18 protein-coding genes, 3 pseudogenes and 1 riboswitch are annotated in these 26248 nt (G+C 43.1%); of the genes and pseudogenes, 4 read left to right on the top strand and 17 right to left on the bottom strand.

Going from position 1 to position 26248, the window contains the following annotated elements; genetic code table 11:
- The 4 genes from CHB62_RS07250 to CHB62_RS07240 form a co-directional block, all read right to left on the bottom strand.
- A complete protein-coding gene (locus CHB62_RS07250) occupies positions 1 to 2313 on the bottom strand; it encodes an outer membrane beta-barrel family protein (protein ID WP_089366296.1) in 2313 nt (770 codons plus the stop codon).
- Positions 2310 to 3602 carry a radical SAM/SPASM domain-containing protein gene (locus CHB62_RS07245; RefSeq protein WP_089366295.1) on the bottom strand — a complete coding sequence of 431 codons (1293 nt, stop codon included), beginning with the start codon at positions 3600 to 3602 and terminating at the stop codon, positions 2310 to 2312. The genes CHB62_RS07250 and CHB62_RS07245 overlap by 4 nt, the downstream gene beginning before the upstream one ends.
- The gene (locus CHB62_RS14630) at positions 3574 to 3792 is read right to left on the bottom strand and encodes a hypothetical protein (protein ID WP_141240409.1); all 219 of its coding nucleotides are present in this window, start codon (positions 3790 to 3792) and stop codon (positions 3574 to 3576) included. Before CHB62_RS14630 ends, CHB62_RS07245 begins: the two co-directional genes overlap by 29 nt.
- A gap of 300 nt (positions 3793 to 4092) precedes the next feature.
- On the bottom strand, positions 4093 to 4722 hold the full coding sequence (locus CHB62_RS07240; RefSeq protein WP_089366294.1) for a hypothetical protein: 630 nt from the start codon (positions 4720 to 4722) through the stop codon (positions 4093 to 4095).
- A gap of 190 nt (positions 4723 to 4912) precedes the next feature.
- Between CHB62_RS07240 and CHB62_RS07235 the strand changes: the two genes are divergently transcribed.
- Entirely contained in the window at positions 4913 to 5668 is a 756-nt protein-coding gene (locus CHB62_RS07235; RefSeq protein ID WP_089366293.1) for a helix-turn-helix domain-containing protein, read from the top strand.
- A gap of 10 nt (positions 5669 to 5678) precedes the next feature.
- On the opposite strand, the gene CHB62_RS07230 is transcribed toward CHB62_RS07235, so the two are convergent.
- From CHB62_RS07230 to CHB62_RS07195, 8 genes and pseudogenes are all read right to left on the bottom strand, one after another.
- Positions 5679 to 6428, bottom strand: coding sequence for a ThiF family adenylyltransferase (locus CHB62_RS07230; RefSeq protein ID WP_089366292.1), 750 nt, complete (start codon positions 6426 to 6428; stop codon positions 5679 to 5681).
- A gap of 171 nt (positions 6429 to 6599) precedes the next feature.
- Positions 6600 to 6845, bottom strand: a pseudogene (locus CHB62_RS07225) (helix-turn-helix domain-containing protein).
- Positions 6846 to 6857: 12 nt separating this feature from the next.
- A pseudogene (locus tag CHB62_RS07220) lies at positions 6858 to 7114 on the bottom strand (helix-turn-helix domain-containing protein).
- Between the two features lie 307 nt (positions 7115 to 7421).
- Positions 7422 to 7988: a metallophosphatase domain-containing protein gene (locus CHB62_RS07210; RefSeq protein ID WP_089366290.1), complete on the bottom strand. Its 567-nt coding sequence runs from the start codon at positions 7986 to 7988 to the stop codon at positions 7422 to 7424.
- A gap of 350 nt (positions 7989 to 8338) precedes the next feature.
- Positions 8339 to 9124, bottom strand: a complete 786-nt coding sequence (locus CHB62_RS07205; protein WP_089366289.1) for a uracil-DNA glycosylase family protein — start codon at positions 9122 to 9124, stop codon at positions 8339 to 8341.
- Positions 9125 to 9463: 339 nt separating this feature from the next.
- Positions 9464 to 9553 (bottom strand): annotated as a pseudogene (locus tag CHB62_RS15195) (serine/threonine protein phosphatase); the annotation flags it as partial.
- 63 nt (positions 9554 to 9616) lie between these two features.
- Complete coding sequence (locus tag CHB62_RS07200; RefSeq protein ID WP_089366288.1) at positions 9617 to 10876, bottom strand: MBL fold metallo-hydrolase; 1260 nt, start codon at positions 10874 to 10876, stop codon at positions 9617 to 9619.
- The gene (locus CHB62_RS07195; RefSeq protein ID WP_089366287.1) at positions 10873 to 11748 is read right to left on the bottom strand and encodes a hypothetical protein; all 876 of its coding nucleotides are present in this window, start codon (positions 11746 to 11748) and stop codon (positions 10873 to 10875) included. The genes CHB62_RS07200 and CHB62_RS07195 overlap by 4 nt, the downstream gene beginning before the upstream one ends.
- A 1267-nt stretch (positions 11749 to 13015) precedes the next feature.
- Positions 13016 to 13114: riboswitch (TPP riboswitch) on the top strand.
- A gap of 25 nt (positions 13115 to 13139) precedes the next feature.
- Here CHB62_RS07195 and CHB62_RS07185 point away from each other — a divergent pair.
- The 3 genes from CHB62_RS07185 (at position 13140) to CHB62_RS07175 (ending at position 17811) form a co-directional block, all read left to right on the top strand.
- Positions 13140 to 15524 (top strand): TonB-dependent receptor, encoded by a 2385-nt coding sequence (locus CHB62_RS07185; protein WP_089366323.1) that lies wholly within the window; start codon positions 13140 to 13142, stop codon positions 15522 to 15524.
- Positions 15525 to 15916: 392 nt separating this feature from the next.
- Positions 15917 to 16513 (top strand): nicotinamide riboside transporter PnuC, encoded by a 597-nt coding sequence (pnuC, locus tag CHB62_RS07180; protein WP_089366285.1) that lies wholly within the window; start codon positions 15917 to 15919, stop codon positions 16511 to 16513.
- Positions 16514 to 16926: 413 nt separating this feature from the next.
- Positions 16927 to 17811, top strand: coding sequence for a thiamine diphosphokinase (locus CHB62_RS07175; protein ID WP_176414851.1), 885 nt, complete (start codon positions 16927 to 16929; stop codon positions 17809 to 17811).
- Between the two features lie 109 nt (positions 17812 to 17920).
- On the opposite strand, the gene CHB62_RS07170 is transcribed toward CHB62_RS07175, so the two are convergent.
- The 5 genes from CHB62_RS07170 to dnaA form a co-directional block, all read right to left on the bottom strand.
- Complete coding sequence (locus CHB62_RS07170) at positions 17921 to 18805, bottom strand: SusF/SusE family carbohydrate-binding protein (protein WP_089366284.1); 885 nt, start codon at positions 18803 to 18805, stop codon at positions 17921 to 17923.
- A 353-nt stretch (positions 18806 to 19158) separates the two neighbouring features.
- Positions 19159 to 20481, bottom strand: coding sequence for a 5-methylcytosine restriction system specificity protein McrC (locus CHB62_RS07165; protein ID WP_089366283.1), 1323 nt, complete (start codon positions 20479 to 20481; stop codon positions 19159 to 19161).
- Entirely contained in the window at positions 20481 to 22940 is a 2460-nt protein-coding gene (locus CHB62_RS07160) for a DUF8426 domain-containing protein (protein ID WP_089366282.1), read from the bottom strand. Before CHB62_RS07160 ends, CHB62_RS07165 begins: the two co-directional genes overlap by 1 nt.
- A 168-nt stretch (positions 22941 to 23108) precedes the next feature.
- Positions 23109 to 23447: a hypothetical protein gene (locus CHB62_RS07155; RefSeq protein ID WP_089366281.1), complete on the bottom strand. Its 339-nt coding sequence runs from the start codon at positions 23445 to 23447 to the stop codon at positions 23109 to 23111.
- A 1243-nt stretch (positions 23448 to 24690) separates the two neighbouring features.
- Complete coding sequence (gene dnaA / locus CHB62_RS07145) at positions 24691 to 26097, bottom strand: chromosomal replication initiator protein DnaA (protein WP_089366280.1); 1407 nt, start codon at positions 26095 to 26097, stop codon at positions 24691 to 24693.
- Between the last annotated feature and the right edge of the window lie 151 nt (positions 26098 to 26248).

Genomic DNA, 26248 nt, shown 5'->3' with positions numbered 1-26248 from the left:
TTACAACCTTGACTTTTCATCATTACCGGCACCTGTTCCCTTGTATTTGCCTTTTCCTGTATTGTTGAAATTGTAAGACACAGAGATACCAATGATCCTAGTATAGCCGTACGAGTCCTTAGTCATAGTAGCCACACTGTAATAGCCCGTCCAACAGTTGCGCTGCTGCTTGAATATGTCGTTGGCATATAGTGAGACGGTCAGAGATTTCTGTAGGAAATCCTTTTGCAATCGGAGGTTGACGCTAAACGAATGCTTGTTTCTGGTAAATCCATCATCATAGCCTGACCTGTACCTCAAATAGAGCATTGCCTTGCAGGTATTGTTTATTTCAAACCAGTTGCGGAAATCCATCTTCCACAAGGGCTTGTTCAGATCTTCTGATACCCCATATTGTTTCACATCAAGGAACTGCTGCCAGTAGCCTAACAGGAGTGAAGGCTTGTAGAATCCGAATTTCGGCGACAGTGTAATGGAGGCGTTGAACGACTGCTGTTTGTCGAAATTCTTATTTCTCCAGATAGTAATCTCAGAGTCCTCCTGATACAAATCTGCAAATGAGAACCGTGCATCTTTCCGGTAATTGTACCCGGCTGCAAGATGAAGCCATGAATAAGTAAAAAGCAAGTCAACGTTATGTATTATTGTGGGTCTCAGCAGCGGGTTGCCTCCCTCATACTCGTAGCGGTTGTCATATTGCACATTGGAGCTAAGCGACTGATAACTAGGCCTGCTTATGCGCTTCCCATAGCTGAACTGCACCTCGGCCAGCCTGTGGTGCCAGCCAATGGAGACATTGGGGAACAGATCGTTATAATCACGGCTCTGTCCTGTCTGCAATTCCCCAAATGAATAGTAGTAGGATTTCACATCCTCATAACGTAATCCAGCAACGATATTGAAATTTCCAAAAGGAGCACAGTACTCGGCAAACAAGGCTGTGTTGCTCTCGCGTATCTCGTCATCCGATGACGTGAGTATTTGCTCAACATTGTTGTATAACCCATGTGTTTTAGTATGGGACACCTCACTGCCGACACTTACCTCTCCCTTCCATATGGGATAGGTAAGGATGAGCTTTGCAGCCAACATCCTGTTCCTGTTGGTACTTGAAGAATGGATGAGACGGCCCTCTAATTCCTCGCTGCTTTCTGCCGACATCTGGTTGCGGGAAGACTTCTTCCACACCCATGTACCATTTAGGTCTATGCCAAGCTTCCCCACTTTGCCCAGGTAATACAAATTTGCCTCGTGTTGTGGGTTTTCGTTTTCAAGAATGGTCATCTGCTGGTCAACATAGCCTTCCAATACTTGGTTTCTCGTTATGGTCTGTTGCGTGTTGGCGTGTCCTCCCTCGTATATAGAGCCATCGAGTTTGTAGGACAGCCCAATCAAGTTGTTCCCACCGATGTCATAGCTTGCCCCAATCTTCCCGTCGGCGATAGTATACCAGAAATCATTAGGGCACACTTGTAATATATTAATATGGTTGCCATTGCTCTTAAAGTCATCTGTGATCGTTGCATCCGCAGCATTATAGCCATTTGTAAAAGATAAGGCCCCAGTCACTTCAAGACCACCTGTATGATACTTGATGGCAGCGTCATCGTAAGTGGTCCATTTCCGGGCATACTCACCTTGGCCGAAGGCTGTCACGCCGATGCCGCTGCTTGTGTTCTTAATGGTACTTATACGAATGACCGAACCCACTTCCGAGTTGTATCTTGCCCCCGGTGTCGTGATGATGTCTATACTTTTTATCTCATTCGATTTCAAGTACTTGAGTTCGCTGGCATTATGCACCTTCCTGTTGTTGATGTATATTTCAGGTGTGCCTTTGGCAAAGACCGTGAAATTGCCGTTATTACCTTCAATGCCTGGCAGCATAGAGACGACATCGTTTGCCGTTCCCACATCCTTCAGTAAGGAGTTGTGAATATCAATGTTCAGTCCACCGGCAACAGCCTTATATTGTGGTAAAGAACCTTTCACGATGACCTCAGCAAGGGTTCGGTTGCCTTCATCCAATATTATATCCCCGATATTACCACTTTTGAATGCTATCAGTGTTGTCACATATCCTATGCTCGACACTTTCAGAATATTGTTAGAGCCCCCTGTCTCCAAAGAAAAAGAGCCGTCTTCCTTAGTCACAGTCCCTGCCATGAAAGTGGAATCCTTGGCGTTGAGCAGCACAACATTGGCAAATGGTATGGGAGCATGATGAGTATCCACTACTTTGCCCATCACGCTTTGTGCGTAAGATAGGACAACAAGCTGTGACAATAAACAAATCAAAAGTATTCTTCTCATAGTTCTTTACCGTTTAAACTGTTAATCAATAGCCTCCAAAGAGGTTCATCAGTCCTTATAACCACCAGTAATGTCAAAATCTTCTTAATATATTCTTGACGGAACTCGCAAAACTCCTTTTGGGGACGATTAGTAAAACATCCTTTTTTCTCGTCATAAAAACACTCTACGGTACAGCCGCCACATAGATTCCTGCACCAACAATTAACACAGTCTTGGTTTTCCTTGTTGACATGACTAATTGCATATTTGAACTTTTGCATATCAGTGTATAAATTAGCACCCGCAATGTTACCTAAACTGCAATTGGACTTCTCATTTAATAGATGGCAACCATATATTTCTCCGTTTACAGAAACAGATATGTTGTTGAAGCCAACGTTGCAAAAAAGATTGTTATTCTTCTTGATTAGGTGCTCCAAAATGTTCCAAAATTCAGTGGGCAGACAGCGAAATTCACTTTCACGCATTTGCTCTCTTGTGATAGAATCAATATAAGATAACGCATAACCTTTATCTAAATGAGAATCATTAACAATGGCACCCGAAATTCCAAAAGAACTTTTGAGATACTGCTTTAATTTCATATGATCGAAGCCTTCTTTTATTGCTTTTTGTGTAAAAGTAGCTTCATAAGATAACTCTATAGTTTTTATTTTCTTAATTTCTGCAATGAAATTGACAACAGAGCTGTAGCTTCCTTTTCCATTCGCACGTATTCTATTAAAGTTATGTATAGTTTCAGGTCCATCTATGCTAACGGTTATACTACTAATATATTTCCTAATGACCCCAAGTAATACGGGATTTAGGATAGTTCCATTTGTTACAATGCAAAATTTTGGAGTTTTGAGTTTTTCCCCTCTGTACATATTGGTTATTTCTTTACATACGAAATCAATAACTTTCTCATTGAGTAAAGGTTCGCCTCCAAAAAAAACAATTTTATTGATAGAATCAAAATTACTTTTGCAAAAGGATATAAAACTCTTTGCTGTATCAATTGTCATTAGAGATCTTACGGCACCATAATCACCTCCTTGTGCATAACAATATTTACATCTCAAATTGCAATTATTAGAAACACATAAAGTAATTCTATTTATATCCCTATGGGGTTCTGTGTTGTTAACCTTTGTTTCTATACAAGGGGCACCTAATATAGATTTCATCTTTTTACTATCGAGTTTTTCGGAAGAAGATTTCATCGAAATCAAAGACATGCTCAAATCATTGTAAATGAATTTCTTATCCTCAACCTCAAGTTCCTTGTATCTTGTACTCCTCATCTGCTTTATATTTAATAAATAGTATCCACCTATCTAAAGGTAGGTGGATACATTTTCTATCTGCTATATCATATTTTTTCCACACTGGTAGAACCGCTACCGCTACCGTTACAGCATTTGAAGCCGACTGCTTTCCCTGCTTCTGCTTGCTCACCAAATCTTTCACCTCCGCACAAGTTTTCCAATTCATCGAAATTTAAAATTTCAAATGAATCATAAGATGCAATCTCATTGTTCTTCATTTTTATTTCTTTTACAATTTACTTACTCGTATAGCTTTTCAGTATCCGCTCCTTTATGTTAAAGTTCAGTTTGGTCTGAATTTGCCATCCTATAGCTTCCGGCATTGCTCCTTTAACCAGTTAGGTCTGTTTTATAATCTTGTCGACTTGATTATTTCTGTTGCAAATATATTTATATCTCTAAATTATATCGTTACACTTTTGTGTAATTCTGAATTTGTTGTCTGAAATATTACACAAAAGTGTAATCATGCTACCTTGCAAAGTTCACCATATTTGGAAAAGAACCCCATAACACCTCTTTTACTGGAGCATACTGGAACGGTCTCAGATGTCAGGTAATCAATGGATTTTCCGATTTGACGTGTACCAAATCCCAACACCTTCATTACTTTCAATAGTTTGCTGTCAATCTCTGCAATCATATAGCTGTACTTGTCCTCAACTATCGGCTTTACAGCTAATGCCATTAATCGCTTGAACAATGTCAATGTTGATATTCCCGAATCCTTTGCAACGGCAAAGCGTCCGATATGCCAAAAACTATATTTACTTTCCTGGTGAATAGCATTCAGTGGATTTATTCCATATATTTTTTCAATAGGAAGAGTCTTGTGTTTATCCCAATGAAAACTCCTGATGCAGCCAATCATTTTCCCCAAATAGTCCCTTGCAATATAGATGCGAGATTTGTTATCATACAGATATTCCTCTTCTTCAAGCACAGATTTGATATCTTTGTTTATCTCTTCCTCTGTAAATGAAGATAAGTGATGAGAGTAATTTTCCTTGACCACAAACTGTGCTATTTCCAACAGACTCGTTTTGTCTGCCATGAAGATAGCGTAGTCCTTAAATGTTGCAATCTGTTTTTCCATAATGCTTTTTGTTTCTTGATTTATACGGCAAAAATACTTCCTATGCGAATATCATCTATTACACTTTTGTGTAATTTGGCATCTCTCTCTTTGTTTTTTACACTTTTGTGTATTCTTTTTGCGGTATTCCGCATTAAAAATGTACTTTTGTAGTGAAATATATCAGAGAACCTTAACATGTTTAGCATATATGACAGACATAAAAGATTTCTTTATAGCATCGAACACCGTGCGCAACGCACCTGACTATGATTCCAATGTACTCTCTACATTGGCGCAAACCGTAGAGGCTTTTGCTCGTGTTACCTATCAGAGTGTTTACTTGATAGACTATTACAGGCAGGAATTTCTTTATGTGTCGGACAACCCATTGTTTCTTTGTGGTCATACGGCAAAGGAAGTAAAGGAATTAGGGTACAGCTTTTACTTGGAGCATGTACCAGAGGAAGAACTAAAAATGCTTGTTGAGTTGAACAAAAGTGGTTTTAAGTTCTTTGATACTTTCGACAATGTTGATAAATACCAATGTTCCATGTCATATCATTTTCACCTGAAGAGTGGAACAAAAAGTAAGTTGATTAATCACCAGCTTACTCCCATTCTATTGACAGATGAAGGCAAGATATGGATTGGTATGTGTGTCGTATCACTATCTTCACATAAAACAGTGGGACATGTAGAGTTTCACAAAAAGGGTAATCTTAACTATTGGAAATATTCTTTCGAAGGACATCGGTGGAAAGAATGTGATGGAATATCACTCAAAGAAGAAGAACTTGAAGTGCTACGGTTGTCAGCAGCAGGGCTTACCATGACGGAAATTGCGAACAGAATGTGCCGTTCGTTAGATTCTATCAAAACCTATAAACGCCATGCCTTTGACAAATTAGGCGTGACGAATATCACCGAAGCTATTTCAAGAGCTACCTTAAACAAACTCTTCTGAAAATAATAACTTACGGCAAAAGCAAAGAGAGATAGAACTTAGGAAAATAGTTCACAGGTTTCCCCGTAGCAAGATTGTACATTGCCGTTGTACATAATCCTGCTGCAATCCATGATGCTATGGACAGTTGTGGAGGTGGGAGCATTTCGTTTTCCTTTTTATATTGGGTTACAATTTTTTCTAACCACTCTTTAGGTTGATTCCAAAAAGCCCCGTGTCCGGTTACATATTCAGCCACCTTTAATTCAAATCCCTTTGGCTCTTCAGTCAGTTCAGATAAAGAATGCCCCCATGGGTCTACAATCGTAACAAAGCCAGCCCAACCAAAGTTGTATGGGTGCAATACTGGGATTTTTCTTTCTTTGCATATTTCATCAAAGACGAATGGGGTCTTGTCCTTAAAGTCCAATGCATTGATGGCTACATTATGCCCATTCAGCATCTCTTCGATGTTATCAAGGTTAAGGAACTCTGTATGGTAATCTATCTGCGCATTGGGATTGATATTTAGCAAACGCTCAGCCAAACATTCTGCTTTATATCTGCCAATGTCATTCTCCGTATAGTTCTGTCTGTTAAGGTTGCTTTCCTCCACCTTATCCCCATCAACGATGGTGATATGTTCGAAACCAAATCTTAAAGCGCATTCAGCGATAATGCTGCCAATACCAGCACCACCAAGGAATATCTTATAATCCTTGATGATGCTTTGTTCTCTTTCGCTCACATAGAGCCTGTTTCTGCTGTATCTTTTTTCCATAATAAAATAATGATTTTAGGCAAAAGTAGATGTAATAAAGCATATATACTCTACACAAAAGTGTAATAATCAATCACATTATTGATTATTTTAGATTTTATAACATATTCAGGAGATAACATGTTGCTACTCCTTATAGTTATCTTCCAACAACCTTTCCAAATCCGAAGCCTAATAAAGTATCTTCCCTGCAAACTGCGTGTAGGGGATAATCCTCCTTTCCCTATAGTCCTGCAGGGTGCGGGGGCTGATATACAGCCGCTCGCACACTTCCTTGCCTGTCAGGAAATGCTCATCTCCGAAGAGTGGCTTGTGTGTCTATGCCATTTCCTTAATTCTCTTGCTTACTCCGCTGACAGCAGACAGCACCATCTGCATATCGTCAGCCTTCATGTTCAAATCTCTTACCTGTTCCATCGTTCTCTTGTCTTATTTGTTGTTCTTGGATTTGTCTGTGTTTGATTTCACTGATTTGGTTTCCAATAATCGGCCCACATCCTCACGCTTGTTATAGCACTTGTGTCCGATTTGGGAGAATGGCAGCACGCCTGTATCCCGATAGTGCTGCAAGGTACGCTTGCTGATATTAAGCAGCTTACACACACCACCATTGTGTAGCCACTCAGTGTGCTAGCTCTGTTTTCCAAATGAAATGCCTTGTGGCAGGTTTCTGTCAAAATTACCATGTGCTTATCATACTACTCTTTCTCTTCATAATTTCACTCTTGGAAATCAACCAAGCAGATAATGAAAAGAATTGCAGATAAAGGTAAACATACGTTCTTTGTTAGGCAGAAAACAGCGAAGCCAAGTAGCTCGCTCGTTCCTAAATCGTTACCTATTTACTTTTACCAACAAGGTAACTTCTTTATTTTCAATTAGATATATTTTAACAATTATCTTCTTTGGTAACTTTAATCTATGTGACACCCGTCCACAAAGATAATACTTTATACCGATAAACGAATTAAGCATACTATAAAAAGCATGTCATCACAATGTAATCAAACGAGGACTATGGCAAACTTCATAATAATCATCAAGCGAAGAGCCATTTGAAAACACTATGTCCTCATGTTTCTCAATCCCATAAGCAGAATGAACATGCCCAAACAGATGATATTTAGGTTTCGTTCTCATCACCTGACTACGAAGAGGACTATTCCCCCAATGCGTGTTGTTGCTTTCGTCTAATATCATGATGGGTGGTTCATGGGTCACAAGAACGTCTATACCCATGGGTATCAAGCACTCTGGATGATTATATCCTAAGCCAAAGAACTTGACTCCCTCTATCTCACACCCCCGGTCTTGAAGGAAGTGAACATTATCAGGCAAGTCTTCTATCCCATCTGCTTCCCACAAGCAAAGGTCGTGGTTACCAACAATGAATATCTTGTGCGAATAAGGTAGAGAGATATACCAATTCAGAAAGTCGAGCACTTCCTCTTCCGTACCCATATCGGTGAAGTCACCGCAATGGATAAGGACATCGGCTGCAGGCATACTGGTCAACCGTTGATGCCGGTTGTGTGTATCAGAGATTTGAAGTATTCTCATCGTCGTGTCGTAGTCGTTTAATATAATAGGTAATAATAGTTTATCTTTTAAGAGAGCGTTTATATCACGGTTGTCAGCGTCACCAAGACATCTTCTAATCGTGCAACAGCCTGTTGCACAATTGTATCTTCCTGATTATCTTCGGCTTGATTTAGTGTAACAGGCTATTGCACTATTTTGTTAAGCTCACTTGTTAGACCTATACAACTCTCTATTGTAGGCTTCTTTAGCAAGTCGTCAACATTACTCACTACCTTAAGAACCTCCATAGGATAGGCACTGCAAGCATACAGAAACCTATCATGCCACGTTATATTGATAGTTCTTCTAAGATATTGCAGACCTACTTGTTAAATAATAACCCTATCCTGCCACAACCTCATTTCCCTCCGCATATTGTCTGCAACAACATTAAGTGGAAACATCTTGTTCCTTCTATTCGTCATTTCTGACATCTTATGTAAAAAGATAAAAGCAGGGATAAATTTATTACTTACCTCCCATTGTCTTGAAGGATGAACCACACAAACGGCTGGTATCTTATATATACGACCGATTTGAGCTGCTCTATTGCTAAACACATGAGTATATTCTATGGCTGTATCAGACGCTCCACTATTCTCCTTCAACGCCATAAATGCATTTTTCCCCAACAAAACAATATACTTTGGTTTGACTATCTCTATCAGCTCTAAAGTACTTTTTACGCCCTCTGTCATTAGTTCTTTATAAAGGTCCTTATGTCCATTAGCTGAAACAAAAGGACTGAGATTAGTCCACACCGTCCTCTGATCATTATCAATACTCTCTGGATGATAGAAATGGTCATAACCCAGAAACGTATGAGAACCAGCAAGAAACTTCTTCCAATCAGGGTTGATACTACCATCAGCAAGGAACCTTTTTGCCCAAGTAGGGTTCCCTTTTAAGTAATCATCAGCACTGTCAAACACCCTCTCACCACCACCTAAACAGCCTTTCGGGTTTATTCCAATAACCATTGTATCCACATTCCCCTCAACAACATTCAAGGGTGATTGCGTGTAATAGGCGGTTTGATACTTCTTCGACAATTCATTAAATTTAGGTACATACTTTTCTGCCCACTTCTTAACCTCGTCATTCATTGCAGCCATGTCTGTCTATATTCTGTGAATAGTTTTATTATAGCATTAAGTTTTTATTTACTAAAATCAAAAGCACTAATAGTCTATTGCAAAGATAGTATTTTTATCCGAAGAATTACAAGTAATCTTTGATTTATTCGCACAACATTATTGGCGTTCGCAGCACTTGTCTGACAAGTTTAGAAATATCTTTACATATTTAGAGGTGAATTATCTAAAATAAAGAAATGACTGTGCACAAAGCAAATCTATATCCACAAGGAGATAAGCGAGTTATGGACAGCAAAGAAAAGGAGGCCTAACTGTCTTTCAGAAGAGTATCTTCTATGAGCAAGAAGGGTTATCTCAGTCACCGCAATGGACAAGAACATCGGCCGTAGGCATACCGGTCAGCAATTGATGTCGGTTGTGTGTATCAGAGATTTGAAGTATTCTCATCGTCGTGTCGTAGTCGTTTAATATAATAGGTAATAATAGTTCGTCATCGTCGCAAGCCTCCTCTTACAACCTCGCATCAGCTTCCTTGTGAATACAAATAACCTCCTTTGGATGCATCATACCGATAACTTTCTTTATCGCATCTCTATCCACATGTCCAGAAGTATGTATATCCACAACGTTATGGAACATCTCTCGAAACTCCTTGTACTTTGCGTTCGCCCTCACCTGCTCCTCTCTCATGTAGTATCCATTCCAAGAAGAGTAGATGAGGATTGTCTCCTCTTGTGGAAGTCGGTTGAGAAGAGGCTTCACCTTGTCGCCCTGTGACGGTCCAACAACCATCGTAAAGCCTTTATCTCTCAGTTTGCTATACAGTCTATCAGTATAAAACAGCGGTGAAAAGGAGAACAGACCTCTCCCCAGATTGCCCTCTCGCTCAGTAAAGAGCTCCATCATTCTTTTCATAAACAAGGACATAATACACAAAGGTTTCTTCGTCTTCTTGGTCGCATGATTTATACTTCCTAATCGTTCTATATCCGTACCTGAGGCCAAAACAAAGACATACTTGAAGGCTTGCATCACATCTATCATCTCCATCGACACCCTATACTCACTAATAGCTTTGTCTTCTCGACTTAGCATCGTACCCTCTGTAATCAGCACATCAATGTTTGTTGCGTATTTTCTCAGCATGAGAAACTGCCCTTTACTCATGTAGCCATGTCCACGATAATCGCCTGTATGCCAGAAACGTTGCCCTTCGGCTTCAATGAGAAACATGTGTGCATCATATATACTATGGCAGCAGAAGAAAGGAGTTATCCTAATATTCCCTACCATTATAGGGTTAGGATAATCCCCACGTCCTGTTCGCTTCCAAGTTCTGAACGTCTCTAACTTGTCTATAAGTGTCTTTGTTCTGCGACAGCACTCCTCAAGTCGTTCCTCTTCTGACCTATCGGGCGCCCGCTGCTTACCACACTTTTCTCTTGCTATCTCGTATCCCTCCAGCAGAGTCTTATATTTTATAAGTAAAAGGTCCTTACCTCCTTCGCTAATAAACTGGTCAAATGGGATATATGGGAACAAACCTACATGGTCTTCGTGAGCATGCGTATAGAATACTGCCTGGTGTTCTTTCTCATTATTCTCGACAATATCAGCAACCATAAGAGCGTCTTCTTCAGGAGTTGTTGGCTTTCCATTGCCTGGCAAATTCTGCCCAAAATCAATGAAGACTCTGGACGACTCTGTCCATATCTCGGTTATGCAACCTCCTATCTGGTCAAGTCCTCTATGTATTTTTATCTTCATCATACGTCTAAAATGATTTGTACATTATGCCAAACTATCAGTGGCATAGCCATTCCCGACGCTTTTGCCTTATCTTGTTCTTTCTCTACTTGCTTCTCTAAAGCCTGCCTTTCTTTGCTTCCTCGGCAGGCAAGGATTAGCATCATACGTGGTGTAGCCGACAAGTTCAACCCTGCATAATCGCCCTCTAACAGTCCTAACGCTGCCTTCTGACGGATGATACCTTCCACATCCGCCCTTAGAACGGCACAAGCCTTGGGACTACAAATTAATTTATTAGTCTTTTTTATATGGTCGACTATCCCCGACTTACCGTCTGTTGCATCCATTCCCACCTTTAATTCACCAAGATAAATATCATTCTCACCCCTTTCGTTTCTCTTCATATCAACCACTACGAGGTCTATTCTCGTCCTACTTATTCGCTCTTCTTTCTTGATATCCGATTGAGGGAGCTGCCACTCCATATCTACAACAACAAATCTGTTGCTAAAACTACGGTTCCCCAAAGCGATATTCTGCTGGACCTCAAACTCCACCCCCTCTTTGTAACTACCGACCAGCCGCTTAGCTTCTCTAAAGTATTGCCTTAACAGACTCTTATCTCTTAGTGTCTGTATCAAATCTCCATCCTCGAAAGAGACTGAAGGTGGCGTAGCGTTCTTGTAATACTTCTCTGATAAGGTGTCTATCGAAGGCTTCCCTTTACAGTAACTTATCGTCAAGATTCTATCCTTATGATAGTATATCATAACCTTGTTGTTCATTCTGATTTCAAAAGAAAGCGCTGGGTCCTCCTTGATGACATCGAACAATTTCTGTAAACATCCTCCCTCTTGATAAGCCTGTAAATGTTCGTCTGTAATGGTTCTCATATTTTCCTTCTCTTAATCGTTAATACTTTATTGTCATTATTCGTCGTAGACTATCCCTCTGTTCATCTTACTTATTTGTATAGGTAACTCTACTTATTCCTCTACATAAGCGAGGTAATACAGACTGCTGACGGACTATACCTTCCTAAAGGACCGCATATCAAAGTCTTACAACCGCCCTGTCAACTAACATTCCTGCAAGCGCTTATCGTCTCAAGGGATAGTTGTCGTTGATGTAAGGAGCTTTTCTGCCCACTCCTTAACCTCGTCATTCATTGCAGCCATGTCTGTCTATATTCTGTGAATAGTATTATTATAGCATTAAATAATTATTTACTAAAAATCAAAAGCACTAATAATCTATTGCAAAGATAGTATTTTTATCCGAAGAATTACAAATAATCTTTGATTTATTCGCACAACGTTATCGGCGTTCGCAGCACTTGTCTGACAAGTTTAGAAATATCTTTACATATTTAGAGACGAATTATCTAAAACAAAGAAAAGACTACGCAAGAAACAAGTCTATATCCACAAGGAAATCAGCGAGTTATGAATAGCAAAGCAGAGGAGGCCTTACTATCTTTAAGAAGAGCCTCTTCTATGAGCAAGAAGGGCGTCCTCAACGAGCGAGAAGGGCGTCCTCTTCAAGCTAACTAAGGCCTTTCTTCTTTCGTGGTTGGAATTTTCTTTACACACCCACACCCACCAGAAGCCTCACCCCCAGCCCCTCTCCGAATGGAGAGGGGAGTGATCACCGAGGTTACCCCTATTGGTTAGCGGCCCCTCCCCCTTCCCCTCCCCCGAAGGGAGGGGCGTAATCACCGAGGTTACCCATATTGGTTAGCGGCCCCTCCCCCTTCCCCTCCCCCGAAGGGAGGGGCGTGATCACCGAGATACCCCTATTGGTTAGCGGCCCCTCCCCCTTCCCCTCCCCCGAAGGGAGGGGCGTGATCACCGAGGTTACCCCTACTTCGCTGCTTGTGTCTTGATAGGAACGTTGACTCACCCCGATACCTCTATAGCTAATCATTAACACCTAACACCCATCACCCAACACCCGTTTTGGTTAATCATCAACACCTAACACCCTTCACCCAACACCCACCTAAGCTAATCATCAACACCTAACACCCTTCACCCAACACCCCTCCTTGGGGAAAGAAACAGCCAGAGAAGGGCAGATAAAACCACCCTCGCACGATATTTATACGGTTTACTCTTGGCAGATTGATAATATATTATTACTTTTGCATCGGTTTTCAGAATGGAAACTAAGGGGTGCTTGCCTGTTTGGGCTTGCTGAGATTATACCCATTGACCTGATACGGATAATGCCGTCGTAGGGAGATTCCCCCTTTATCTATTATCTTCAATCATCAACCTGGGATATGAAAAGAATTATCCTGTTTACTGCTGCACTTACGTGTGTGGCGTCGTTAAGGGCACAGACTGTGACAGACACGCTGAAACAACAGCATCTCGACGAGGTCGTTGTGGCAGGTGTACGTGCGCCGAAGAGTGCTCCGTACGCTGTATCTAACATCAAAAAAGCAGAGCTTGAAGCCTTCTCGAAGAGTGGACGCGAGCTACCTTTCCTCCTCTCACAGACGCCGGGCGTACTGGCTTGGGGCGAGAACGGACTCGGAACGGGTACGGCAGCAATGCGCATCCGAGGTGCTGCGGGTAGCCGTATCAACATCACCTTAGACGGTGTGGCACTCAACTCTCCAGAGGACCAGACGGTGTTCTGGGCAAATATGAACTCCTACGCTTCCCTGATGAGTAGCGTACAGATACAGCGTGGTATCGGTACTTCTACCAATGGCGACGGTGCTTTCGGTGGTTCGGTGTCGTTGGCTACGAGTGCACCGAGCACGAAACCGAGTGTTGAGGTGAGCGGTTCCTACGGTTCTTACCATACGTATAACACTGGTGTAAAGTTCTCTACGGGTCTTCTCTTTAATCATCTTATCTTCGATGGGGCCTATCATGAGACCGCCACAGACGGATATGTTCACGGTACGAGTGGCCGTTCGGGGTCTTACTATGGTGGATTAACATGGTTGGGCGATAACTTCCGCATCAGTTATAAGAACATTGGTAACTTTGAGAAGACTGGCCAAGCATGGAACGGAGTCGTTACGGGGAGCAATGACCTTAGTCTGATGGATGGCACCTACGGCTCTAAGACGGGCATCACCACCTATAAGGATATGTATGAGAGAGGTTTGGGCAAGTTCAACCAGCTCTATGAATACCTGCAGACCGATGCTAACGGGGCCTTTGTTAAGGATGGGAATGGCAACTACGAGACGGCACGTTACACCATGCGTGACGGCTCTTTCTGGAACAAAACGACAGATAATTTCTATCAGAACCATAACCTCTTGTCGTTTGCTTTCCATCCTTCTGAGCACTGGAGTCACAACATAACACTGCACTACACCTACGGCTACGGTTATTACAGCGAACTTAAGCCTAAGACAAAGTTTGCTAAATTCGGCTTGACGTTCACCGATAGCAATGGTAACTTCGTCAAGAAGAGTGATTTCGTACGCCTGAAAGGATTGTCACAGCACACCTACGGCATTGTCTACACAAGTAATTACAAGGACGAGAGTTGGGATGTAACGGGCGGACTGAACCTTCAGCAGTTCCGTGGCAGCCACTTTGGCTACCTTACTTATATAAAGAATGAGGAGGCAGATGCGCTGTATCGCACGGGTGGCAAGGACTATAAGTACTATGACTCCAAGGCTCATAAGTATGACTACAGCGGCTTCTTCAAGGCAAAATATAACTTTGCAGACTATTGGAACGTGTTTATGGACCTGCAGATACGCCATGTGGAGTATATGACCGATGGTCAGAACGACCGTTTCTATAAGGTGGCTAATGGCTACAAGAACCAGCTCTTAGACATCAGTGAGCGTTATGACTTTGTCAATCCGAAGGCAGGTGTAAGCTACTACCGTGCTGGTCATAAGGCTTACGCATCTATTGCATACGCTAACCGAGAGCCTGAACGCAACAACTTCACCAATAATGGTAGTTATCCTGCACCATCGCCAGAACGCATGATGGATATCGAGATGGGCTATCAATACAATGGTCACAACTGGAGAGCAGGCGTTAATCTCTATTACATGGACTATAACAACCAGTTTGTACAGACGGGTGCGCAGAGTGATATAGGCGAGAATCTGACAACGAACATTAAGGACAGCTATCGTATGGGAGCTGAGCTGGAGGCAGGATGGAGTCCTCTGTCATGGTTGACGGTTGAGGGTAATGCTGCTTTGAGCCGTAACATCATCAAAGACTTTGATGAGATGGCAAGCGTCGACTGGGAGTCTTCGTTCCGTAAGATACATTATAACCACTCTACCCTGGCCTTCTCTCCTTCCGCTATCCTCAATGGTATGCTCACTCTCCACTATAAAGGGCTTGAGGCAATATGGCATACTAACTTCGTGAGTCGCCAGTATTTAGACAATACTGAGAATAGGACACGGTCGTTGCCCTGCTATTCACAGACGAACGTCAACCTTAGCTATACCCTTCACCCAAGTCGACTGATTGCTGGAATGAGGGAGGCAGTCTTCGGTCTGAACCTCAACAATATCTTCAATCGCCATTATGCAGCCAGCGGATGGGTGTATAGTTCCATCCTCGACCACGACGGTCATCCTAATGAGAACCGTTATACGCAGATTGGTTTCATACCGATGGCGGGCTTTAACATGATGGGGAGTGTTACTCTGAAGTTCTAAGACATCAGGACACCGACCTACTCAACTGGCCCCTCCCCCATTCTCTTCCCTGCAGGGGAGGGGCGTGTAATATACTGTTTACGCAGGGATTGGTAACTAAAAATATTCTATTAAAATAGTGATGGCCCTTATCGACAACAAAGAGATAGGACTCACAGACTGCTTAACACTACTTTCTATAAGCAAAGTAGCCGCAAGCAAAGTCTAAGTAGAGTATCAGCCATCAAGAAGTAAGAGCCTGGGCTCATATCAGCAATTAGTAGATGCTTATCGCTAAGTGGTAGGGGTATCTCGGTGATCACTCCCCTCCCTACGGGGGAGGGGCTGGGGGAGGGGCCACCATTAGGGTGCTTAGTGCCGCCCTTAGCCGTGCCACATTATCTTATTGACTTATGACATTAGACATGCTGGGCTGCCTTGTCGGCCTTATTTACATCTATCAAGAATACAAAGCGAGTATATGGCTTTGGCTGACGGGTATTATCATGCCTGTCATCTACATGTTTGTCTATTATGAAGCAGGACTGTATGCCGACTTTGGGATGCAGATCTACTATACGTTAGCAGCCATCTATGGCTTCTTGTATTGGAGGTTTGGACGGAAGAAGGGTGCAGAGGAAATTCCCATCACACATTATCCTCGACGGTTGACACTCCCCTCACTGCTTGTATTCTTTCTCCTCTGGGGCGTTCTCTACCTCCTCCTCATTCGTTTCACGAACTCTACTGTCCCCGTGTTAGATAGCTTCGGCAATGCACTCAGCTTCATCGGACTATGGGCATTGGCAAAGAAATACATCGAACAATGGTGGATCTGGATTGTTGTCGATGCCGAATTGGCTGCTCTCTACCTATATAAAGGAATCCCTTTCACCGCTGTCCTCTATGCTCTCTATGCCGTTATCGCTGTGGCAGGGTACTTTAAGTGGAAGAGAGAGGCGGCCTCCCTCAACCGCTCGAGAGGGTCTGCTAATGGGGACCTCCCCTAACCCCTCCGAAGGAGGGGAAGCCTAACGGGACAAAACCTCACCTGTGACTCCCCACATAATAACCATTGATTGGAGTAAAAGATATAGTCTTAATGAAGATTGTTATACGCTATTACATCTATTTATAACACTCGATAGCGGTATAAGAGAGGATTAAAGCAATGAGTAAGAACAATCCATAAAACGCATACAAATGCTTAAAGCAATGATTTACAACAATCCATAAAACGCATACAAGTGCTTAAAGCGATGATTTACAACAATCCATAAAACGCATACAAGTGCTTAAAGCAATGATTTACAACAATCCATAAAACGCATACAAGTGCTTGAATCGATGATTAAGAACAATCAATAAAAAGCTAATAAAGTACCTTGAAAGAGAAGGATAATAGTAGATAAAACTAAAACAGATGAATATCAACAACAAAGACAACAATAAGGAAGGGCGCACCCCACACATACCAAGCGAGTACCCCTACGTCCCCAGCGACCATCCACACGCTCCCAGCGAACATCCACACGTCCCCAGCGACCATCCACATGTCCCCAGCAACCATCCACACGTCCCCAGCGAGCACTCCGTTAGGCTTTCCCCTCCTTCGGAGGGGTTAGGGGAGGTCTCTTCTCAGGGGTTAGGGGAGGTCCCTTCCCACAGCCCTTTCTCGGCCGTTATCCTGGCTGCTGGCGACTTTCCCAACCATGTTCTGCCCCTTCGCATCCTACGTACTGCGAAGAACCTGATAGTCTGTGACGGCGCTTTGGAGGAACTCCTTGATTATGAGATAGCACCAACAGCGGTGGTCGGTGACGGCGACTCACTCTCTGAAGAGCTGAAGCAACGTTATGCACACATCTATCATCCTATCTCGGAGCAGGAGTTTAACGACCTTACCAAGGCCACTCTCTTCGCTCGTTCACACCTGAAGATGGACGCATCAACCCATACTCGTCCTCGTTTCTGCTATCTCGGAGCGACTGGGAAGCGTGAGGACCACACCTTAGGGAATATTTCTCTCATGCTCTACTACTATCGGCAGTTAGCTATCGACCCTGTTATGATTACCGACTATGGCTATTTTGTAGCAGCATCGGGCTCCATGCGCTTTGCTTCCTACCCCGGTCAGCAAGTCAGTATCTTCAATGCTACCTGCAAGGAGTTATCGAGCAGCGGACTAAAATGGGACATCTACCCCTTTAGCGAGCTGTGGCAAGGAACACTGAACGAAGCTTTGTCGAGCGAGTTTACGGTCCATGCGGATGGAGACTACCTCCTTTACCGAACGCATAAGGTATAACAAACCTTTTTCTACAAGCCAAAAGAGCCATATCTTCATCTCCTAAAAGATGTCGATATGGCCTTCTTTTTGTAAGTTAAATTAGTGGAGTAGTACCGAATATATTAGTTTATTTAATCATTACCTTTACTGTCTTACCGCCTTGACGCTTTACATACACACCTGCGTGGGGCTTCTCTACCTGCATGCCACCTAAGGTGTAATATCTTGCAGGAGCCTCACTTGTCGTCTCCACAGCATTGATAGCGGTTGGGTCAACCTTAGTAAACGAAACAGTCATCGCTGCAACGTCAACCGTAACATCGTATGTAGCCTCCTCTGTGAAGTTCCATTTATTATCGTTACCACCAAAGACTATCTTCCCTTCATCGGTCACGTCGCGCAGATAGAACATCTGATCAAACCCAGCATAGATATTCGTACCGAACTTCAACTCGCCTAACTTCAATTCTGTTCGTGCTGAGAACTTAGCAGGATTAGTCGCATCTTGCTTCATCACAGTACCTTCACCGATACTCCAACCGCCCTTTGTTGCACTACCAATCATCCATAAAGCGGTGTGCTTCAAGGCTGTTGCTTGATACGTAGCCTTGGTCACGACAACCGTCTTCTCGGCCAAGTTACAAACGATATCATAGTTGGCTGACTCAGAAACAAAGAACTTACCGTCTGTAGGCTCATCTTCACTACTCACCAACGGAGCCTCAACACCCGACTGCAAGGTAACAGGGCCAGCACCAGCACGGTACTCCAACTTACCAAAAGCAAGCTCGGTAAGGAACTTAAACTCCTTATTTGCATCTAAATGAACGGTTGCCTTGAAGACATCAGCGTTCTCGTCAGACTTCTGCATAACGGTAGACTGACTAAGATTCCACCCACCCCATGTAGCGTCACCAACGATCACCAAGCGGTCAGCAGCATGTGCGGTTAATGCGCCAACAACGTAGAGTGCGCAACATAACATAGACTTTGTAAATGTTTTTAATCCCATAAAGACTTATATTAAAAGGTTATTAAATTCAGATCTTGCCTTATTAGGCACTTCAAACCTTCTTTTTTAATTACGAAGATTTAGGTTTCTTATCTCTCTTTTTCACGTACAATATTACGAAGAAAAAGCGAGACTAAAATCGAGTACAAGCTCTTGTCAATTATAATATAAGTCGTTTTATAAGCCTTATAAGGCCTATATGGCTCATAAGGCCCTATCCCCCAACAAATTACCAACTATCCTAACACCCTCCCCAACACCCTCCAATACAAAAAAATATAAAGCTTTGAATAACCTTATAAAGCACTCAACCCTAAAAAAGCGGGCACCCAAAAGCCCCAAAACCACAATTTTTAAGGATTCTTCGAGGCTATCACAGGCAACTTGATACCTACCTTATAGAATCGAACATACCCCGACACCTTTTCAAATTGTGGCTCAGTTGTCCTTGTAAAGGTGAACCTCTCTTCTTGCTTTTGGTCCGGATAGATGATTAAACACTTAATAGGAGCAACCGCATTAGCATCCAAGTCCAACTTACTATAGACCCAACTCAACCGAGCATAACCACTTACTTCCCTCGCATCGTCGATGGTTATGCCCCCACCCTTCCCATAACGTGGTTTATACTTAGCATCGACAACGTAGGGCTCGGCCCATTTCGCAGGCTTTAAGAGGTAGTCGAGCTCTTGACGATGCTCTTTTACATGATACTGAACCTCCTTTCGTCCTGTGAACACCGCCCTTAGCTTACTATATACATATAGTTCGAAGAGCTTACTCATGTCTATCCAGAACGGCGGTGTGTCTATCTCCTTCTTACCAGCAAGGGTAATGTCATAACTGAAACGCCTCAACAGCAACTGTGCATACTCAACTGCCGTGTAGTATTCCTTGTACACAGGATTACCCTTAAACGTCCTCATTGACTTGACACTTATCTCATCGCTCACCCGCTCAAAATAAGGTTTTATCTGTCTTATCTTCCTCTCCAAGACGCTTGTGTCAAGTGTATTACGATACCCCCCCACCTGTTTTCTACAAAAGGCAAGGGCTTTCTTGAGTATTCTGTTCTCTGGTGAGTCGATGTCATAGACCTGATAACGACATACATTATCCGTTATCCGACCCTTCGCAAGACTGCGTTGTATCGTTCTACCCACCTGTATGCGTCCTTTAACCTTATTATTTAACGTCTCTTCAACCCTATAGTAGCTCCTCTTCAGCCCCTTTCTCACGATACGATGAAGGATATTCAAATACTCAGTAATCAAGAAGATACTCAACAGGTCTTGCTGCTGACTGATACGGATAGACGGCTTCTCGAAATGAATTGTCAGTAAATCCTTCAGATGCTTGTAGTTGTCTGTCTCGGTCAACGCCTCGTTTAGCATACGAACATAGTCTATCTCAAAACCATCATTCAGCTTAGGACTGACCTGCACAGCCACGTCCTCTTCCTTTATCCAGTCTACTCCAACGAAGTAAGAACCCGTTGCACGAACTACATCTGACTCACGCGTTAACCTAAGACAAAGCTCCTTCTCCTCACGACCTCGCCTAACAGTACACACCACCTCGGCCCCATCATCCATACAGGGGAGGATAGCCTCACACTCCGACTGCCGAAGACAAGTGTTCTCCAACAGCTGTTCTTGAAGTTGCACAACCCTCATTACGCTGTCGCCTGCTTATACAGTTCGTCGATAACCGCCTGTGCATCAGCTGTCAAGACACCGTCCCGAACATACTCCTCTAAGAGTGGGATAAGCTCATATAGAATACGTTCACGGCTGTTGTCTACTCCCTCCTCGTCTTGCATTAAGAAATAACTATGCCCTATCCAGACGTCTTCTGGCTTATACTCATCGCATAGTGTGTCGGCAGGAAGGAGTCGCATCGTTGCATCCCAACCACTCGCTTTATATTCATCAAAGTTCTTAACAAACAACCGACTGACCTTCTCAAACAATTCTGCATTGAATCTGTCGTCCTCTAAACCAATGGGTCGCTCCGCAATAAAGGCAAACCGACGTCGAATAGCATAATCTAACGACCCTAAAGAGCGGTCGGCTGTGTTCATGGTTGCTATCAGATACACATTATCAGGGACGTGAAAGGACTTCTTAGAATAAGGTAGTTTCACACTTTCCTCATTCTTACTCCCCTTTCGTTTGTCTGCTTCAAGCAGCGTTATCAGTTCACCAAACACCTTTGAGACGTTCCCTCTGTTCAGCTCATCAATGACCATAACGTAGGGCTTATCGTCCTCCTTCTGCTCAATAAACACTCCGTACTTCTCAAGGATGGCTTCTACATCTTCGAGAGAAATCGAGTTCAAATGATAGACAGTAGACTCTACCATCTCCTTACCACCGTTTCTCTCCACGATATTCTCTCGCTTACCTTTTATTAGCCAGTGTACTGGTCGGATACGCTTATAGGCTGGTAGGCTTTCATCATACCGATAGTCACCCGTGATAACACCTATCGCATCTATCTCTTTACTTGAATAACAAGACATTACAATATCCCCTACTTTCATCTTATTGATGTAGGCGTCTAATATCAGCTTACCCTTATCATTGCGAATACTACCATCTGTCTCGTCTGAAACATCATCTCCATACTCATCCCAACCAATACGAATATAGTCGTTCTCCATACAGTCTTTGCGCACATCATTGTCTCCTGTCCGTTTAAGCGAAACCTTCCAAACGTCAGACTTCGAACTGATACCGTACTGATTACCCTCGAGTTTAGAACGCTCGGCAGCCTCACAAAGCCTCTTGAACACACCGTTCTCTATCTCGTAGGTCACTTGACTCGTCTCGTTCACCACAGGGCGCAAGCCCTCAATCCAGTCCTCATAGTCTAAAGACTGATGAAAGGTAGTGAACGTAAGGCGCTCATCGTCCTTAAGCTGATTGTATCTTTTTACTATCTCCTCCCTACTCCGTCCCTTGCTCATAAAGCTTGGGTCGCATAGCCGCACAGCCAACTCCGGTATGTCGTAAGTCTTACCTGTACCCGGTGCACCGTGCAAAACGATGTTCTTACGCCGTCTCCATATACCGACAATATCGTCATACCGAGTACTTTTTGAGCTATTATTTGTATCTGTATTCATCTTCTTATCCAATTTATCTTGCATATAGTCTTTCATGCACCAAAATAAAGTCTGAACCGCAAGGTTGAGTGGTTTGTTTTTGAATCGTTCGATTTCTTTCAGCATAATCTGCTGTATCTCTTCTCCATAATGTTCTACAAAGCCATTAATAAGTTCCATAAAATGGCCATACTTCTCCCCTACCTTTCGAGGAGTATAACCAAAATAGCGCCAAATATTACGATAAATTTCATCCTTATAGAAGGTGTATTTCTCTGGATAAACACATGTTAGCAAGGCTGCGGCTGTACGTTCATCATTTGCATTGTTCTTCCATTTACCTGAACATAATGCTTCTATATCTGACTTAAAAGCAGCCAATCGAGTCGTCAATGGAACAGACTCGTTTATCAAATGTTGACAACAAACACTTGTCTTGTCGGCTTCATTATCCACCAAATACTTAATAACAGTATCAACACGAGGGTTGTCTACTATGTTTTCTCCCCTAAGAGAGTCAAAGACTTTAAGAACTTCTTTTCCCTCCACCCTATCGAGTAAGTCCCATTTATAGTATTCTCCATATTCTATAAATAACTTTTCTTTCTCAAAGATGTCGATGAGTTCTTCCATAAGATAGACTCTGAAAGCATCTACAAGTTCATCACGCATCTGCCATAGGAAACCTTGTCTTGTCTCCCGACCTTTCTTCATTGCAATGCACCAGTAGGTTTCTTTATTATCTGGCCCTACTACTCTAAATCTATTTAATCGCCTTTGTACCCACTTAGAGAAGTTATATACCTTATTGTTATAGTACTGGGCAGGTTTCCCATACTCTTTAGAGACCTTTGTACAAGTTGCCATATTCCCATCTTGACGTAGGAAACACAGCAATGCTTCATGATATGGCATCGACCGCTCATCACGTAATATATCAAGCCACTCAGCCGTAGTGATTCCTATATCACCACAACTATAATCTCCGTTTGTATTGACAGTTTTATATAATGTCTTTATTGCCATAACTCAACAATCGTATGTTGTTTATTCATTTTATTATCGTTTCAGATCCAAGATTAATTTCATCAAGATAGAAGACTGCCCAGCGTCAAGCGATTGAATGTAGTCCTCTCTCATAGCGTTAGGCCATGGGAAGAGCGAGAGGGGGACTGGGGAAAGAGACCACCCTGCCTATTCTTTCTCCGAGGTGGTGAGCTTCTTTCTATTCTGAATCCACCATTTCACAGCGGCTTGCATGATTGCTTGCATGCCATCATAGATTTCGTCGATATTAGCTTGCGTCAGTTCACCATTGCCCTCGCCGCCCGCATGCTTCAAGATAAAGGTCTTGTCCTGCAGAGAATAGCCACAGAGCGAACGGCTCTTCACCTCCTTCAAGTCTGCTTCGAAGCGTTCTGGCGTGGTGTGTAACACTTGTACATTAAGGCGAGGCCACGTAGTGCACTCAATTAACTCAAACTCTTTTCCGTCTACTTCACGAACGGAATAATGGAAATCAAATGTTTTCATTGTCTTATTTTGTCTTTATTAAATTCATTTTATCGCCTGTTCTTCCTTGCTTCCAACGCTGGTGTTCTCCATAAACTCACAAGAGTTACAGCAGTACTAAAGCCCATCCGCAAAGTAGCAACAGTCCTTGTATGTAAATATTTTTCGTCCACTCCCTATCAGTGTACGCCCTTCTTGCTTCAAGCGGACGCCCTTCTTGCTCGCAGAACATGCCCTTCTTGGGTGTTGCGAAGGCCCTTCTTGCTGCTAACTAAGGCCCTTCTTGCATCGAGTTTATAAGTGATTGATTTCTTGTTAGTTGCGGTTTCGGTTTTTAATCATATCACTCTATTGACGTAAGGGTTTTCTCGTGCGCTTTTGTCAGGTTTTTTCATGAGCGTAACAGGCTCGTTGGGTGTTTCATCTCTCACAGAGTTTAGAACGCAAGAAGCTCGTTGGATATTTTATCTCTCACAGATTTTCACAGATGAACAGAAGCCTTTCTGCGAACAGGGATAGCACGCAGAGAAAAACTGGCCCCTCCCCCGTCCCCTCCCCCGAAGGGAGGGGCGTAATCACCGAGATACCCCTATAAAAAGGATGTAGGCCTCCTTATGTCCCTTAATGGCTGTCTTGTAGGGGTAACCTCACATACTACTCCCCTCCCTACGGGGGAGGGGTTGGGGGAGGGGCCACTATCTTGTGGGCTCGAAATATGCGCCTAAACGCTCAGTGAACTCTGTGCGCTCTGTGAGAGAAAAAATTCTCCAGTGTGAGAGGAAAAACTCCCCAATGACTTGCATGAGTCTTATCTTATCGAGAGGGTGCGTTTTATTTCTCACAGATTTACACAGATAAACAGAACACACAGGGTTTCACAGAGACATTAAGTCAACCGATATCACAGAACCTTACACCCATCTTTAGCTGAAACGCTCTGTGTTCTCTGTATGCCGAAGGCCTTCTGTGCGCTCGAAATGTGCGCCAAAAGGCTCAGTGAACTCTGTGAGCTCTGTGAGAGATAAAACTCCCCAGGTTGAGAGAAAAAACTCCCCACGCCTCATGCAAGCAGCCCAAAAGGGGTAACCTCACATACAACTCCCCTCTTTGCGATGCTGGAGTTAGGGAAGAGAGCAGCTGAGGAAGACCCATCAAGTATTCACATAAAGGGGAACTACCGCCCATTTACAGTATCATTTCAGCATCAGCAAGAGGAACAAAAAAAGCCTGCTACACCCATGCAGCAGACTTTCAAACTAATACCTTATGCTTTTAACTTAAACAAGTTTTCGATACTTGCGAGCTCAGCATGGAAGCCCTTGTCAACCTTCAGACGGTCTTCTATCTTCGAACAACTGTGGATTACGGTGCTGTGGTCGCGGTTTCCGACCAGCTTACCGATACGGCTTGCAGGCATCTTAGTGTATTTCTGCGCCATATACATGCTCACTTGGCGTGCCATCACTATGTCTTTCTTACGCGAACGAGAGTTGACAGCTGTCATCGTAACATTATAATGCGAGCAAACCTTATCTAAGATATCATCGATGGTCAGCGGTTCATCATCAATCTTCACGGCACGCTTGATGACACGCTCAGCCAGTCGCATATCAATATTACTGTTATAGACAACGCTGTAAGCAAGGAGTGAGTTGATAACACCCTGCAAATCGCGCACGCTACCATTAGCTGTTTCGGCAATGAAGCGCACCACGTCCTCTGGTATATTGAGTCCGTCGCGTTTTATCTTACTATGGAGAATATCCACACAGAGCTGTACGTTAGGTTTTTCTAACTCTGCTATCAGACCACAAGAGAAACGTGTTAGCAGGCGGTCGTTCATTCCCTTGAGGTCGACAGGTGGTCGGTCGCTTGCTAAGATAATTCGTTTACCGTTGCGGAAGAGGTGGTTGAAGATATGGAAGAAGGTGTCTTGCGTCTTCGTAGCAGTAACCCATTCCTGTATGTCATCGACTATCAAGACATCAATCGTTTGATAGAAATTGATAAAGTCGTTGGTAGTGTTCTGTCGAACAGAGTCGGTGTACTGCACCTGAAAGAGGCGAGCAGAGACATATAACACACGTTTCTGCGGATAAAGCTGCTTAGCTTTTAATCCGATAGCATTAATAAGGTGGGTCTTACCGCAGCCCGATGGACCATAGATGAACATAGGGTTAAACTGCGTTGTGTTAGGGTGCTCTGCGATAGAAAGGCCAATAGAACGAGGTAGCTTATTACTGTCACCTTCCACATAGTTGCTGAATGACTTATGAGGGTCGAGTTGTGAGTCGAGGTCCTGTGGTACAGTGTCGAGCACTGTTGGGCTCTGGTTAGCCCTTGCTGTAGGTCGTTGTGAAGCCACGTCCTCGATGGTGTCCTGCTCTAAGTCTTGTGATAAGTGATTTTCCTGGTCAACCAACACGCGGTAAGTAAGCTGTACTCCCTGTCCGAAAACACGTGTGAGGACCTTACGTAGCAAGTCTACGTAATGTCCTTCCAGATACTCATATACGAACTGACTTGGGACCTGCACTAACAAAGTCTTTGATGCTGGCTTGTACGATTGGAGTACAATCGGACGGAACCAAGTGTCAAATTGCTGCTCGGTCACATTCTCCTTTATGAGCTGGAGGCAACTATCCCAAAGTGTTTTAGGACTCGCGTTCATAACTGGTTGTCTATCGTTTCTATGTCTTTCTATGGGGTATTGGCATACCAACTACCCCTTGTTTATTATTTGATAGTGCAAAGATAGTAATTTATTTATAAAGAGAACTATCGCTAACTCTATACCTCTTAATTATAAAAAGGTGTAAAAC

The organism is Prevotella jejuni (genome assembly GCF_900187995.1).
Taxonomy (GTDB): domain Bacteria; phylum Bacteroidota; class Bacteroidia; order Bacteroidales; family Bacteroidaceae; genus Prevotella; species Prevotella jejuni.
This window is presented reverse-complemented; position numbering and strand designations above follow the sequence as displayed.

What these genes read in the sequence shown, in the direction of transcription:
- CHB62_RS07175 (WP_176414851.1), top strand. Translation starts at nt 16,927, where the DNA reads ATGAATATCAACAACAAAGACAACAATAAGGAAGGGCGCACCCCACAC.
- CHB62_RS07230 (WP_089366292.1), bottom strand. Translation starts at nt 6,428, where the DNA reads ATGGAAAAAAGATACAGCAGAAACAGGCTCTATGTGAGCGAAAGAGAA.
- CHB62_RS07160 (WP_089366282.1), bottom strand. Translation starts at nt 22,940, where the DNA reads ATGGCAATAAAGACATTATATAAAACTGTCAATACAAACGGAGATTAT.
- CHB62_RS07185 (WP_089366323.1), top strand. Translation starts at nt 13,140, where the DNA reads ATGAAAAGAATTATCCTGTTTACTGCTGCACTTACGTGTGTGGCGTCG.
- dnaA (WP_089366280.1), bottom strand. Translation starts at nt 26,097, where the DNA reads ATGAACGCGAGTCCTAAAACACTTTGGGATAGTTGCCTCCAGCTCATA.
- pnuC (WP_089366285.1), top strand. Translation starts at nt 15,917, where the DNA reads ATGACATTAGACATGCTGGGCTGCCTTGTCGGCCTTATTTACATCTAT.
- CHB62_RS07210 (WP_089366290.1), bottom strand. Translation starts at nt 7,988, where the DNA reads ATGAGAATACTTCAAATCTCTGATACACACAACCGGCATCAACGGTTG.
- CHB62_RS07155 (WP_089366281.1), bottom strand. Translation starts at nt 23,447, where the DNA reads ATGAAAACATTTGATTTCCATTATTCCGTTCGTGAAGTAGACGGAAAA.
- CHB62_RS14630 (WP_141240409.1), bottom strand. Translation starts at nt 3,792, where the DNA reads ATGAATTGGAAAACTTGTGCGGAGGTGAAAGATTTGGTGAGCAAGCAG.
- CHB62_RS07245 (WP_089366295.1), bottom strand. Translation starts at nt 3,602, where the DNA reads ATGAGGAGTACAAGATACAAGGAACTTGAGGTTGAGGATAAGAAATTC.
- CHB62_RS07200 (WP_089366288.1), bottom strand. Translation starts at nt 10,876, where the DNA reads ATGATGAAGATAAAAATACATAGAGGACTTGACCAGATAGGAGGTTGC.
- CHB62_RS07240 (WP_089366294.1), bottom strand. Translation starts at nt 4,722, where the DNA reads ATGGAAAAACAGATTGCAACATTTAAGGACTACGCTATCTTCATGGCA.
- CHB62_RS07170 (WP_089366284.1), bottom strand. Translation starts at nt 18,805, where the DNA reads ATGGGATTAAAAACATTTACAAAGTCTATGTTATGTTGCGCACTCTAC.
- CHB62_RS07250 (WP_089366296.1), bottom strand. Translation starts at nt 2,313, where the DNA reads ATGAGAAGAATACTTTTGATTTGTTTATTGTCACAGCTTGTTGTCCTA.
- CHB62_RS07165 (WP_089366283.1), bottom strand. Translation starts at nt 20,481, where the DNA reads ATGAGGGTTGTGCAACTTCAAGAACAGCTGTTGGAGAACACTTGTCTT.
- CHB62_RS07205 (WP_089366289.1), bottom strand. Translation starts at nt 9,124, where the DNA reads ATGGCTGCAATGAATGACGAGGTTAAGAAGTGGGCAGAAAAGTATGTA.
- CHB62_RS07195 (WP_089366287.1), bottom strand. Translation starts at nt 11,748, where the DNA reads ATGAGAACCATTACAGACGAACATTTACAGGCTTATCAAGAGGGAGGA.
- CHB62_RS07235 (WP_089366293.1), top strand. Translation starts at nt 4,913, where the DNA reads ATGACAGACATAAAAGATTTCTTTATAGCATCGAACACCGTGCGCAAC.